Raw genomic sequence first — 13,387 nt, forward strand, 5'->3', positions numbered from 1 at the left:
CAGCGCGTTTGTCACCACCGACAATGTCGCCCAGTGGATCAGCAAGGCTCTGGCCGATGAACTTGCGCGCAACGGCATGCAGGTTTCCTATTCCATCAGCGTGAACGAAGCGCGCAAGGGCAACCCCGACTTTATGGTCACTGGCCAGGTCGATGAAGCCAACATCCGCGAAACGTCCACCACCGACATGTCCACATCGCTGCGCGCAAACTACGTGCTTGCCAACCGGCAGGCTCGCATCCTGCGTGAATCGCTCAACGCTTCGCAGTCGCGTACCGGCCTGCCCTCCGGCAGCGCTGCCGACAACCTGATGCTGGAAACTCTGCGCGACCTGGTCAAGCCCATGGCGCACAAGATTGTCCAGACCATCGAGGCAAAAAAATAAGCCCATGCGGGCCTTGCGTACATTGTTTTCCAGCTTGCTCCTGGCGGCTCTGCTGGGAACTTTTGCCCTGCCGCCGGTCTTGCTGACCGGCGGTGCGGCATACGCAGCAGAACATACGCCCGGCCCTCCGGCGGCAGTCTCTGCCGCTGACAAACCAGCAACTGCGGGCAAGGGTACCCACGGCAATGCGGCTGACAACAACCCAGCCGAAAGGGCCAGCCCCTCTTCTCCCGCGCCTGATCCGCTCTCGCCTTTGGAAAACGGCCCATCTGCTTCCAGACCAGGCCCCCTCCCCCTGCCATCGCCCGTCCTTCGCAGCGCGCACTGCCCCGCCGCTCCACTGCCTCCGCATGCCCAAAGGCTGTGCGCGGAAGCCGCGGCCCTTCTGGATGCCCTGCACACTGCCGCAGCAGCCCTGCCCAACAGACGCGACATCCGCATGGGCATAACCGACTTCAACGAATACACGGCGCTGGCCGCAGAACTGTACACCCCGCTGACAGAAGTTGACCATGCTGCCGCTGGCGGGGATTCCGGCGCGCAAAGCATCACAGTCACCTTGCTGGCCCGGCCAGATGCGGCGGAAACATTGCTGCGGCTGCTACGCAATCCTGATGCCCTGAAAGTGCGGCGTTTGCTGCTGGCAGACCTGATGGCCGCAACGGCAAACGCCCAGCAGGTCGCTCAGGAGGTCACCGCTGCCGATGCCCTGCCCGGAGCAGGCGGCTCCGGCGATGCAGCCCCCGGTTCTGGCGGTACGTGGTATATTGCCAAGGTGACACCGCCGGGGCAGTTGACCCAGCACCCCCCCATGCCGACCCACGAGGGCCTTGCACGAGAGGCGGCGCAGCAGCAGGCGAGGCAGAAAGCTGACGCCCTGGCAGACACCCTTGCCGCCGCCATTACGGCTCTGGATACCTTACGCCTTTCGCCCGAGGGCTGGCTGACCTCGGCAGACTCTCTGGCAGCCCTTGAAAAAGCTGCCGTCAATCTGCCGCAAAGCGCCGCTGCCCAGCTACTCCTGGGTGAGGCTCTTTTGCAGGCAGGCATGCCGCAGCGCAGTATCGCTTCCTGTACTGCCGCACTGGAGCTTGCCCCAGATCTTGGGCGCGCGCGGTACATCCGCGCACTGGCCCACTGGCGCTTGCAGCAACTGGCTCTTGCCGAAGATGACCTGAGCGCGGCGCTGGAAGCTACAACGAATGCTTTTCCCAACACTTCGGACAAAGTCCGGCTTTTGCGGGCGCGCGGCGCGTTGCGCATGCTGCGCAGCAACGAACCGGGCATGTGCGATGATCTGGGTGCCGCCTGCGCTCTGGGCGACTGCGATGGCCTTGCTGCCGCCCGTGGGCAGCAGATGTGCCTTACATCTCCAAGGCAAGAGGGAGGCCAGCCCGCGGCTGATGCCGTCACCCCCCAAGTGCCAGCCAAGGCTGACGACACGACGGCAAGGCCATGAGTCGATCCCCCCTGCTCAAGGTTTACGGGCATGTGTATCCTGTAAACGATGATTTTTACTCGGCTCTGCAACAGGCCTGCGCCGATACAATGCCGGATGAAGATGACGTGCCTGTTCTTGAGCGTGACGGCGACATGGCCCGCATTTCTTTTGAAGGCATGTACTTTCCCGTGGATGAAGTACTGGCTGTGTTTGGGGAGCACCTGTGCCCCGAACATAAGGGAAAGCTCGATGTGCTTGATATGGAGGGCTGGCGGCTTTATCGCCATGCCTTCAACCACGGGCGTATTGAAAGCCACAGTGCTCCGCTGAACAATGTCCTGGATTACTCCGGTCATTGATTTATTTGAATTTTGCCCTGCCTGCCTTAATTTCATCATCTTGCACAGAGGTATTCCGCGCTTGCGTCGTTACGCCAAAGAATTATGGTTCTCATATTTTTTTGTTCGTACCAGCCTGAGCATAAGACCTCTGCACAGTGTCTGCGGCACACTTCTCGGCTTTGAAGGTGAAGAACACAGCATAGGCTCTGTGGACGTACGCGGAGATCTCGCACCCATTTTTGAGGAGGTGTTTGCGCACGATTTCATGGCGCTTTGCATCATCAACAGGGATGGGCAACTGCTGGCTGTCAACGCGCAGTACCCCATTATTGTGAACAAGCCCACCAACGCACTGATGCGCGCCCACATTCTTGAAGCGGGCATTCCCTTTGTTGAAGGTGTGGACAAATTCAAGCTGTACACCGACGCCTATGGGCACCTTACCGGGGACGACTGCCTTGCCCGTGCGGCAAAAACCATGAGCGCCGCGCTTTTCAGGCCAGGTGATGAACTGTTCCGCTACGACGGCGAAGAATTCGCCATCATCATGCCCCAAACAGGCAAAAAAGCTCCACAATGGTTGCCGAACGCGTGCGCGAAGCCATCAGCGCGCAACGTATCCCCCACTGCCAAAGCGCCCTTGGGCATGTGACCATCAGCATAGACGTTGCGCCGCTCGATGCAGCCAGCGCCCTGTCTGGTCACACGGCCTGCCAAAAGCTCATCAGAGTTGCGGGCAAAGCCCTGTACACAGCTAAAAACAGCGGGCGCAACAAGGTCGCCTCAGCCGCGTGCAGTATTGCTGAGAGCGATTAACAGCGCAAAACAAAGCCCCGCTGGATTATCCGGCGGGGCTTTGCGATTAAGGAAAGCTTGATTAAAAGCGCGTCTGGCGCGGGCTTATTCCCGCTCAAAAAGTGATTTCTGGATCAGGGCATCCGCACGATCATCGGCTCCGCGCAGGGAATCATACGCCTTCTGCAGGGCATCCGGCCAGTCAGTGTCGCTCACATCGCTGATAAACAGCAGGGTCAGATCGCCTTCAGTGGACACATCCGCATGGGTCATGACCCTGCCGGACATAGCCTGGAACGTCCAGCCGCCGCCGTCGTCAGCCTTTGAAGGCGCAGTGCCTTTAAGCCTGGCCGACTGCTTTTCGGCAAACTGCTTGGGCGTCATATTGCCGGTTTCCGCCTTTGTAAAAATACCAATGGAAAAGAATGAATCCTGCCCGCAGGAAACGGTTACAATGCTTTCTTTTTCTGTTGCCGAGCACTTGGCGGGCAAGTCTATGCTGAAATGGTTAAATTTTTTTTCCGCAGCGGCAGCCGCCCCGCACAGGCCCGCCAACAGCACACAGGCCATCAATGAACCCAACAGCGCATATTTCATGGACAAGCTCCTTGAAATGTCCGCGCAATGCGCGGTATTTTTCGGGCGGAAGTATCGCACAAGGAAGGACGGCTGTCTAGAACAGCCGCCCGCAATACTCATAACAACAGAGTTTTATTAACTATTATTGTCAGAACGCATTGGCGCTGGCAATATCTGTAACCTGCCCCCTTAAAATTGATAAAGAAACACCGGGCTGCTGGAAGAAAGGCTGCCCAGCGCGCTTAGATCAACCCCAAGCATGGTTTTGAGGCTGCGCGGCAGCCAGTTGCCTTCCTTGGGCCGGGTCACAAGCTTGCGCTCCGCTGGTACGCCGCACTGCTCCGAGAGCCAGGCCAAAGCCGTTTGCTGCCCGCCCAGTTCGTCCACCAGTCCAAGCTGCACGGCCTCACGCCCGGTAAAAATTTTGCCGCTGGCAAGCGCGGCGGCGCGGGCATGCTCCATATGCCGCCCATCGGCCACGATATCCACAAACTGCTGATGCATGTCATCCAGCACTTTTTTAAAATAGTCGCGCTGTTCGGTGCTCAGCGGGCGCATGTAGGAGCCTGCGTCTTTGTAGGGTGCTGTGGTTATGGTCTCTTGCCCCACCCCGATTTTACCCATAAGACCCTGCAACTGCGGAATATCCATTCGAACGCCAATGGAACCTGTCACAGTGGAGGCATTGGCAAACACGCGCGACCCCGCCATGCTGACCATCAGCCCGCCCGAAGCAGCCAGGGAACCCATGCTGACAACCACAGGCTTTTTGCGGGCCAGCTCGCGCACGGCGCTATAAATTTCCTGCGATGCCGCAGCGCCGCCGCCAGGCGAATCCACGCGCAGCAGTACGCCGGCGATCATGGGATCGCGCTCCACCTTGCGTATCCACTCAAGGGCAGGTTCCGGGTCCATGATGGGGCCGGAAACAGACACAAGGGCTATGCGCTGACCGCTCATGAGGCCGTTGCTGCCAAGGGCAGCGCCAAACACGCCGACACCTGCCAGCAAAAGCAGTATAAGCCCCCAAAAGACGACCGGATGCCGCTTGCGGAACGGACGGCGCAGCAGATCCTTCCATACGGTTGCCGGTACCTGCGCCAGTGGGCAGGCGCAGGACTGCCCCCCAGACGGCGATGCGGATGACGCAGCGGACGAAGACGCGGGCGTAGCCGCAGGAATGGCAGCGGACGTGGCTTCAGTATGACCAGCTTCGCTGGTGGCAGACATGGACAAGGGTTGATCTGTATTCAATGAAAATTCCTGATTGCTCATAACGCTTTTTGACCTGATTGTAGTTGTGATGGGCCTTGGCCCGATGATGGGAAAATTCGCAGGCTGGCGGCGCTATCGGCGGGGATGGGCGCATGGCCTGTTCAATGGCTTGAGAAATATTTTATGGCAAGGGGCTGGGCACACGGTGGGGCTGACGGCAGAGACCGGAGACTGGCGCAGAGCGCGATTATCCGCGCAGATTCGTGCGGCGGCGGCAAACTATTTGTCTGGTTCATGGCGCGCATGGCTGCCCAGAGGAGCCTTCACTTTTCAGGCACAGCCTGATGATCTGTTGCACTGGCGCGCCCCGCAAGGTGCAGGGCGCGCCTTTTATTCTCAGCGTTGCATGGGTTCAGGCCAGAATTCTGCGGCCATTTCGCGCAGTTTGAACTTCTGGATCTTGCCGCTGGCAGTGAGCGGGAACCCTGTTATTGTTTTGATGTACTTGGGTATCTTGTACCACGACACCTTGCCGCGACAAAAATCGCGCACGTCTTCCGGCAGAATTTCCACACCGGGGCGGGGGATGATGAAGGCCGCGACCTCTTCGCCATACTTGCGGCTGGGAACAGCCACAACCTGCACGTCCAGAATACCGGGCATGCCCATAAGGAACTCTTCAACCTCACGCGGATAGATGTTTTCTCCGCCACGGATAATCATATCCTTGATGCGGCCCGTCACGCGCAGGTAGCCGTTTTCGTCCATAACGCCCAGATCGCCGGAATGCAACCAGCCCTCGGGGCTGATGGCCTTGGCCGTATCATCGGGCATATTGTAGTAGCCCTTCATGACATTGTAGCCACGACAGAGGATTTCGCCAACCTCGCCACGCGGCAGTTCTTCGCAGGTGTCGGGGTCGCCCACGCGCACTTCGATGCCGGGCATGGCGCAGCCCACGGTTTCGCAGCGCAGCGACAGGGGATCATGAATATCTGACTGGGTCATCACCGGCGAGGCTTCCGTAAGGCCGTAGCAGATGGTGATTTCCTTCATGTTCATGTCGTCCACCACTCGGCGCATGAGCGGCTCGGGGCAGACGGAACCGGCCATGATGCCGGTGCGCATGTGCGAAAGGTCAAAGCGTTTGAACAGCGGATGTTCCAGCTCGGCCAGAAACATGGTGGGCACGCCGTACACGGCAGTGCAGTGTTCGCTGTCGAGCGCAGCCAGCACCTTGAGCGCGTTGAATGACTCAAGAATAACCATAGTCGCGCCGTGGTTCACTGCGGCGGATACACCCAGCACACAGCCAAAGCAGTGGAACAGCGGCACAGGCAGACAGACCCTGTCTTCCGGGCCGAAATTCTGGTGGCGGCCAATCCAGTATCCGTTCAGGCCCACGCCCACGTGGGTCAGCATGACCCCGCGCGGAAAGCCCGTGGTGCCCGAGGTGTACTGCATGTTGATGACATCCCACGGTTGGAGCTGGGCCTGCCGGGCGGCGTATTCCGCCTCGTCCACCATGACGGAAAGGGAGAGGATTTCCGGTACGGAATACATGCCCCGGTGCTTTTCCGCCCCCAGAAAGCACACGCGCTTGAGATGCGGCAGGTTCTTGCACGCAAGCCTGTCGCGCGACTGCAAACGCAGCTCCGGCGCGATGCGGTAGAGCGTGTCCAGATAGTCGTGGTCACGCACGCTGTCGATAAGAAAAATATTCTCGCACTCGGAGTGGGTGAGCAGATAGCGCAACTCGTGTTCACGGTAATTGGTGTTTACCGTAATCAGTATGGCGCCGATTTTTGCCGTGGCGAATTGCAGCGCAACCCAGTACGGCACGTTGGTGGCCCATACCGCGACCTTTTCACCCTTCTGCACGCCAAGAGCCATCAACCCCTTGGCAAAATCGTCCACCAGAGCGCCAAATTCGCTCCAGGTCTGTCGATAGTTGCGGTCAGGGTATACCAATGCTTCATTATCGGGAAAGCGCGCCACTGTGTGGTCAAGCACCTGCCCCAACGTCCATTCGCGCAGTTCAAACTGCGCCTGACGCTCACGAACTTTTTCTTCCATGCATCCTCCCAAAGGCGTGTTGCGGCTGGTGCGCCGCTGTTACGCAGTGTGCGGCCCAAGGGCTTTGAATAGCGCCCTGACAGACCAACAGAAAGTGAACATGCCCTAGGGATTGTATGTCACAGCCAGAAATTCCACAGGCTCGTCGCCAGCCGCGCCCACGTAATGCGGCACAATGGAATTGTAGTAAATTGTTTCGCCGGGCTTGAGCACGCGGGTTTCGCGGCCATAGACCACAAGCAGTTCGCCCTTGAGCACGCAGATAAATTCCTCGCCCTGGTGCGAGGTGGTCTTGCGTTCACCGCTCTCGGGAAAAATGCGGATATGGAAGGGTTCCATGTTGCGGTCGTTCTTGCCCTTGGCCAGCGCATGATAGGTATAACTGGGGCGGGGGACGCGCCCCGTGTGCAGCGCTTCATCGGCCTCGGCCTCGCCATTGATGCTGCTCACCACCGGGTCGCGCGAAAACTGGTCGTCCAGAAAAGTGCCAAGGCGCACGCCAAGAGCGCGGGCCACCTTTTGCAGGGGGCCGATGCAGGGATAGATGGCGTCTGACTCCAGCTTTTCAAGATAGTCTTCCGTAAGGCCCGTATTCTGGGAAAGAGTTTGCAGGTCAACTTCGCGTTCTTCGCGAAATCCACGGATGCGGGAACCAATGGTACGCACGGGGGGCATAGACGCTCCTGATTGCCGGATATGCCGGGTTGGATGCCGCTCTGGCAGGATGACGTGGCGGCAAGCAACCCACTAAATACCGAAAAGCCCGTGCGCTCGCAAGCAAACATGCGCTGTTGAGCGGTCATACAATCCCCCTGCTGACACATTTTGCTCTTTGCGCTATGCTGAAAAGCATGAGCAAACAACCGTTGGTCAGAAGGGCCTTTGTGGCCTCCGGGCAGGTGCAGGGCGTGGGTTTTCGCCCCTTTGTCTACCGCCTTGCAGCCGAGGGCGGGCTTACAGGCACTGTGGGCAATACTTCTCAAGGCGTGCGTATGGAAATGCAGGGCGCTGAAGCAGAAGTGCAGCGCTTTGGCCGCCGCCTGCGCGCCGAACTGCCGCCGCTGGCACGGCTGACCAACGTGGACGAACACGACCTGCCCGCTGTGGCGGATGAAACAGCCTTCCGTATTGTTCCCAGCTCAGGGCAGGCAGCGCACAGCGTGCTTGTAAGCCCGGATATGGGCGTATGCGCCGACTGCCTTGCAGACATGCGCGATCCGGCCAATCCGCGCTACCAGTACGCCTTTACCAACTGCACCAACTGCGGGCCGCGCTACACCATCACGCGCTCCATTCCCTACGACCGCGCCGTCACGTCCATGAGCTGTTTTCCACTCTGTCCCCGGTGCAGCGCGGAATACGCCGACCCGGCAGACAGGCGCTTTCATGCCCAGCCCGTGGCCTGCCCAACGTGCGGGCCGCGCTTGTGGTTTGTGGATACGGCGGCGGCCAGCAAGGGAAACACCGCGCCAACCGCAGAAAATCAGCAGCAGGCTCTGGAAAAGGCTGTGAAGACCCTGCTCCACGGCGGGATTCTGGCGCTCAAAGGTCTGGGAGGCTTTCAACTGGCCTGCGATGCGCGCAATGCCCAAAGTCTACAAGAGCTGCGGCGGCGCAAAACACGCCCGCACAAGCCACTGGCCCTCATGGTTGGCGATCTGGCAACCGCCCGCGCCCTGTGCGACCTTACGCCGGAACACGAGGCCCTGCTGCAAAGCCCGGAAAAACCCGTTGTTCTCTGCCCCCGCCGCAGCACGCGGCAGCAGGGTGCAACCACACAGGATGATGCCGCCTGTTTGCCGCACGAGGTTGCCCCTGATACTGGCAAGATCGGCATCATGCTGGCGTACACGCCCCTGCATGCCGTACTTTTTAGCCGTCTCGCAGAATGCACGGCTTTGCCGCCCGTGCTGGTCATGACCTCGGCCAACGCCGGGGGCGAACCCATTTGCCTTGGCAACCGCGAGGCTCTGGCCCGGCTTGCCCATCTGGCGGACGCATGGCTGCTGCATGACCGGGATATTCTGGTGCGCGTTGACGACAGCGTGGTGACGCTCCAGCCGAGCCTGCCCGGTACGGATGCGCACGGCATGTCTGCGCCTGCAAGCCAGCTTGCGGAACCGCTGTTCTACCGCCGCGCCCGGGGCTATGTGCCCCGCCCGGTTTTTCTGCCCAAGGCGGGGCAAAACGCTCCTTGCGTGCTGGGAACCGGGGCGGAACTCAAGGCCACCATCTGCCTGACGCGCGGGGCCGAAGCCTTTGTGGGACAGCACATCGGTGACCTGGAGAATCCCGCCACCCTGAGTTTTTATGAGGAGGTGGCCGCGCATCTGGAAAAGCTGCTGGAGGTGCGGCCCGAGGCTCTGGTGTGCGATGCGCACCCCGATTTTCTTTCCACCCGCTATGCCGAGGCCCGCGCTAAGCGCGAAGGCCTGCCCCTGTGGCGCTTGCAGCACCACGCTGCCCACGCAGCTGCCGTTTTGGCAGAAAACAGCCACTACGGCCCGGCCCTGACCCTTTGCCTTGACGGCACGGGCCTTGGCGACGATGGCACAGTCTGGGGCGGAGAGCTCCTGTTCATGGAGCTTGAACAGGCCCAGTGGCACAGGGTGGGCCGTCTGGCCCCCTTCGCCCTGCCGGGCGGAGATGCGGCGGTGCGCCAACCCTGGCGCATTGCGCTGGCCCTGCGCAATCTGTGCGAGCAGGCGGAAATTCCTCTTCCGTCACTGCACACCCCCTGGCTGCCGGAGCAGGCGCAGGCGGCAGCCGCTGTTGCAGAAATGCTGCGGCGCGACATCAACTGCCCGGCCACGTCCAGTTGCGGACGCCTCTTTGATGCGGTGGCCGCGCAATTGGGGCTGTGCCTTGATACAAGTTACGAGGGCCAGGCCGCCATCCGCCTTGAAGATGCCGCCAATCGCGCCCCTGAGCACGTGCGCGCGGCGCTGGAGGGCAAGGCGCGCGACAAGGACGTGGCCGCACTGGTCTGGCCCGTTGGTATTGCGCTTCAGCAAGATTTGCTGGAAATGGACAGCGCGGGCCTGTTTGCCCACGTTGCGCAGGCGCAGGCGCAAGGCATGGACGCCACAGAAGCTGCGGCGCGCTTTCACCTCAGCCTTGCGCGGGCGCTGGCAGGCATGGCGGGCCGTGCCGCCCGCAAACTTGGCGTGAATTGTGTGGGCCTCACCGGCGGCGTATTGCAGAATGCCACGCTGGCGCGGCTGCTGCCGCTGGCGCTGGCGGAGCAGGGCCTCACAGCCCTCACCCACCATGAACTGCCGCCAGGTGACGGCGGGCTTTCCCTCGGGCAGGCCGTGTGGGGCAGGCGGATGCTGGCAAGGGCGAAACTCTGATTGCAAACAGGACGGGAAACGCAGGAAGCTATCGACCGATACTATCCGCGCCTATTTGAATCCGGCTATGGCCCTGCCCTGCTTGAGGACAATGCGTCCCAGAGGCAGATCACGCCACCACAGGCCTGCTTCGCGTCCGTTCAGACCTGTCTGGCGGCTTTGTCCGCTCAACAGGGCCGCAATATCGGCCACATCGTCCAGCACCAGACTGGAGGCGGCATCCGGCGGCGACTGCATGAGCACGCGCAGACGCGGCGCTGCATCCAGCGTTCCGCCGCAGAGCTTGCCCAGCAATGAACCCTGCCATACGCAACCGGGGGGCAAAAGAGCCGTGGCCTGAGGCGGCACAAAACGCACATGCTCGCCGTACAGCACCGCCCGCCCCGGGGGCAGCAGGTCAGGGTTGCAGGTGGCACCCACGAGGCTTTCCGGCGGCAGCGGACTGCCCGAAGGACGTTCAACGGGCTTTCCCGCTGGGCCATCACCGCGATTACGCCCGATACGCCGTCCATTGCGCTGGCCCGCGCTCTGCATCCCGGAGGGAACGTTAGCAGACGCTTCAAAAACGGTTTCTTGCGGCTCAGACACGTTGCTTTCAAAGGGCAGAGCCGCCGCATCCGCATGGCCCGGTTTGCGGAAAAGGGCCACATAAAATCCCTGAGCCTGCGAGCGTGCACCGTCCACGCGCAAGGTGCCTTCGCCGCCGGGCAGTTCCTCCCACACAAAACCGGGGATGGGATCAAGATGTTCGCGCTCCAGCCCCAGCTCCTGCTCGGCAAAGCGCACCTGCGCCTCGTTTTCATCCACATTGGTCGTACAGGTGGAATACACCAGCCGCCCGCCGGGGCGCAGCAGCGAGGCGGCGTGACGCAGCAGACGGCGTTGCAGCCCGGTGAGATTGTCGAGCTTGTCGCCCTGCCAAAGCTTGAGCACCTGCGGGTGTTTTTCTGCGGTTCCCCAGCCGGAACAGGGAGGATCAAGCAGTATGGCGTCCCACGAGCCGGGGCGTAAAGGCAGGGCATCCCCGCTGTAGGAGCAGGTGGCGGCCTGTATCAGATTAAGCTGGTGCAGATTGGCCCGCAGGGTGCCGAGGCGCGTGGGCGAAGGCTCGTTGCCGAGCACAAAACCATTGCGCCCCACAAGCTGGGCCAAAAAGCCGGTTTTGCTGCCAGGGCTTGCGCACATGTCGAGCACGGCGCTGCCTGCAGCGGGAGCCAGCGCCAGCGGAGGCAACATGGACGAACGGTCCTGTATATAAATGTAGCCGAAAAATGCGGCCAGCGAACCGCCAAGCGGGCGCGGCTCGGCCACAAGGCGGCGGCACAGGGGAGAAAAAGGTTCCGGCTCAAAATCATACCCCTGGGCGCGCAGCAGGGCCTCCACTGCGGGCACCTGCTCCGGGGCGCATACCAGGCGGAAAGAACGGATAAGAGTTTTCGGCATGGCGGCATATTATTGACAGTACGCCCTTCCCGCAAGGAATTTATCTGTTGCGGCGCGCTCCGCAGGCTCCTTGCGTCTTGCACGGCGCTGCAAGTGTGCGTATAGTGCGCCAGTGCGGACGTGCCGGGCTGCATTTGACAGTCGGTACCGGTTGACCGCCACAACGGCCCGTGGCCGTACTTTACCGGGTATTTGCGTGAATACTCAAGGAGAATGGAATGAAATTCGCCATGCGACTGACTTTTTCGGTCTGCCTGATGCTCGTCGCCGTTGCTGCGGGCGCTGCCAGCGCCGCCGCTAAAAGCGCTGTGGTATTGCCCTTTGTGGTCAATGCCCCCCAGAGCTACGCTTACCTTTCCAAGGCTGTACAGGCTACCATTCAGGGACGCCTTGACCGCCCTGGCGTGCTTGAAGCCCGTACGGGACAAAACAAGGCCGCCAGCCAGGCAGAAGCCCAGCAGGCGCTCCGCTCTTCGGGTGCAGACAATGCCATCTGGGGCTCGGTGAGCGTCATGGGCAACGACTGCACCGTTGTTATGAACAGCGTGGACAAGGCAGGCAAAACCTGGAGCAAAACTGCCCAGGCTCCTGTGAGCGAACTGACCACTTCTGTGCAAAACCTGACCTCGGCCATGAGCATGGAAGTTTTTGGTATTTCCTCCGCAATGCGCACCCCCGGCTCCACCGCCTCTGGTTCTCCGCGTGGCGCAACCGCCAATGGCGACATCGTCACCAACGAAACCGGTCAGCAGCAGGTGTACCTGAACCCGCAGTTCCGCTATCAGGGCGCTGGCGCTGAAGACGGCTCCCGCCTGCGCACCCAGCGTCTGGGTTACAACATGGTCGACATGGCCGTGGGCGACTTTAACGGCGATGGCAAGAACGAAATCGCCATTCTGAGCGATCACGATCTGCGTATCTACAGCTGGCCTGCCAATGGTCAGCTCAGGCTGATTGGCGAAACCGTGGTTTCGCGTTCCAACAACAACTTCTCCATGCGCGCCATAGATATCAACCGCGACCGCAGCATGGCCCTTGTTGTGACCACCACCGAAGAATCGAGCAACCGCCCTTACTCCTTCATTTACAGCTTCAAGGGCAACAAGTTTACCACCATTGCCGACCGCATTCCTTACTATGTGAGCGTCATGCGCGTGCCCCCCACCTACAGCCCCACTCTTGTGGGTCAGGGTTGGGATTCGCTCAAGCTCTTTGCCCCCGGCGTACGCATCATGACCAAGCAGGACGGCAAGTATACCCTTGGCACCCGTCTTGACCTGCCCACCGGCGCCACCGTGTTCAACTGCGTGTGGCTGCCCGCCGGCAAGAACGGCAAGGGTGAACAGCTGGTCATGCTGACCGACGACGAGCGCATCAAGCTCTTCCAGGGCCACAGCAACAGCCTGATCCACACCACCATGGAACGCTACTCCGGCTCTGCCACGGGCATGGATCACTACAAGGGCATGCCGGGCCTTGGCGTTGACAAGAACTATCAGTTGCCCAGCAAGTACTACGCCCCCATGCGCCTCATCGCTGCCGACATCGGCAATACCGGCGACTACACGCTGCTGGTCAACAAGCCCATTTCCACTGCGGCGCAGTTCTTTGACCGTTACCGTTTCTTCCCCCAGGGCGAAGTTCATGCCCTGTACTGGGACGGCGTGGGCCTTGGCCTCAAGTGGAAGACCCGCCGCATCCGTGGTTCTGTGGCAGAAATCGACCTGGCTGACGTGAACAACGATGGCATCCTTGATCT

The 13,387-nt window shown here is 60.8% G+C and carries 11 protein-coding genes and 1 pseudogene; 7 read left to right on the top strand and 5 right to left on the bottom strand.

Annotated features, from left to right (window positions below):
- From VEZ52_RS01325 to VEZ52_RS14605, 5 genes and pseudogenes are all read left to right on the top strand, one after another.
- Positions 1 to 385 (top strand): annotated as a pseudogene (locus VEZ52_RS01325) (hypothetical protein); the annotation flags it as partial.
- A gap of 13 nt (positions 386 to 398) precedes the next feature.
- Entirely contained in the window at positions 399 to 1,844 is a 1,446-nt protein-coding gene (locus VEZ52_RS01330) for a hypothetical protein (RefSeq protein WP_324835205.1), read from the top strand.
- Positions 1,841 to 2,185 carry a hypothetical protein gene (locus tag VEZ52_RS01335; RefSeq protein ID WP_297146660.1) on the top strand — a complete coding sequence of 115 codons (345 nt, stop codon included), beginning with the start codon at positions 1,841 to 1,843 and terminating at the stop codon, positions 2,183 to 2,185. The genes VEZ52_RS01330 and VEZ52_RS01335 overlap by 4 nt, the downstream gene beginning before the upstream one ends.
- 190 nt (positions 2,186 to 2,375) lie before the next feature.
- Entirely contained in the window at positions 2,376 to 2,819 is a 444-nt protein-coding gene (locus VEZ52_RS01340) for a diguanylate cyclase domain-containing protein (protein WP_324835206.1), read from the top strand.
- On the top strand, positions 2,744 to 2,983 hold the full coding sequence (locus VEZ52_RS14605; RefSeq protein WP_366005851.1) for a diguanylate cyclase domain-containing protein: 240 nt from the start codon (positions 2,744 to 2,746) through the stop codon (positions 2,981 to 2,983). Before VEZ52_RS01340 ends, VEZ52_RS14605 begins: the two co-directional genes overlap by 76 nt.
- Positions 2,984 to 3,067: 84 nt before the next feature.
- Here the strand turns inward: VEZ52_RS14605 and VEZ52_RS01345 are convergent, their stop codons facing one another.
- The 4 genes from VEZ52_RS01345 to VEZ52_RS01360 all read right to left on the bottom strand — a co-directional run bounded on the left by VEZ52_RS01345 (position 3,068) and on the right by VEZ52_RS01360 (position 7,507).
- The gene (locus VEZ52_RS01345) at positions 3,068 to 3,559 is read right to left on the bottom strand and encodes a hypothetical protein (RefSeq protein WP_192112589.1); all 492 of its coding nucleotides are present in this window, start codon (positions 3,557 to 3,559) and stop codon (positions 3,068 to 3,070) included.
- Positions 3,560 to 3,730: 171 nt separating this feature from the next.
- Positions 3,731 to 4,795, bottom strand: coding sequence for a signal peptide peptidase SppA (gene sppA / locus VEZ52_RS01350; protein ID WP_324835207.1), 1,065 nt, complete (start codon positions 4,793 to 4,795; stop codon positions 3,731 to 3,733).
- Positions 4,796 to 5,152: 357 nt separating this feature from the next.
- Positions 5,153 to 6,832 (bottom strand): AMP-binding protein, encoded by a 1,680-nt coding sequence (locus tag VEZ52_RS01355; protein ID WP_324835208.1) that lies wholly within the window; start codon positions 6,830 to 6,832, stop codon positions 5,153 to 5,155.
- 105 nt (positions 6,833 to 6,937) lie between these two features.
- The gene (locus tag VEZ52_RS01360) at positions 6,938 to 7,507 is read right to left on the bottom strand and encodes a helix-turn-helix domain-containing protein (RefSeq protein WP_240825337.1); all 570 of its coding nucleotides are present in this window, start codon (positions 7,505 to 7,507) and stop codon (positions 6,938 to 6,940) included.
- Positions 7,508 to 7,683: 176 nt separating this feature from the next.
- Between VEZ52_RS01360 and hypF the strand changes: the two genes are divergently transcribed.
- On the top strand, positions 7,684 to 10,185 hold the full coding sequence (gene hypF / locus VEZ52_RS01365) for a carbamoyltransferase HypF (RefSeq protein WP_324835209.1): 2,502 nt from the start codon (positions 7,684 to 7,686) through the stop codon (positions 10,183 to 10,185).
- A 51-nt stretch (positions 10,186 to 10,236) separates the two neighbouring features.
- Here the strand turns inward: hypF and VEZ52_RS01370 are convergent, their stop codons facing one another.
- Positions 10,237 to 11,628, bottom strand: coding sequence for an RsmB/NOP family class I SAM-dependent RNA methyltransferase (locus tag VEZ52_RS01370; protein ID WP_324835210.1), 1,392 nt, complete (start codon positions 11,626 to 11,628; stop codon positions 10,237 to 10,239).
- 218 nt (positions 11,629 to 11,846) lie between these two features.
- On the opposite strand from VEZ52_RS01370, the gene VEZ52_RS01375 reads away from it, so the two are divergent.
- The coding region (locus VEZ52_RS01375) for a VCBS repeat-containing protein (protein ID WP_324835211.1) at positions 11,847 to 13,387 on the top strand (1,541 nt) is incomplete at its 3' end.

Origin of the sequence: Desulfovibrio sp., assembly GCF_035644575.1 — a bacterium.
In the GTDB taxonomy this organism is placed as follows: domain Bacteria; phylum Desulfobacterota; class Desulfovibrionia; order Desulfovibrionales; family Desulfovibrionaceae; genus Desulfovibrio.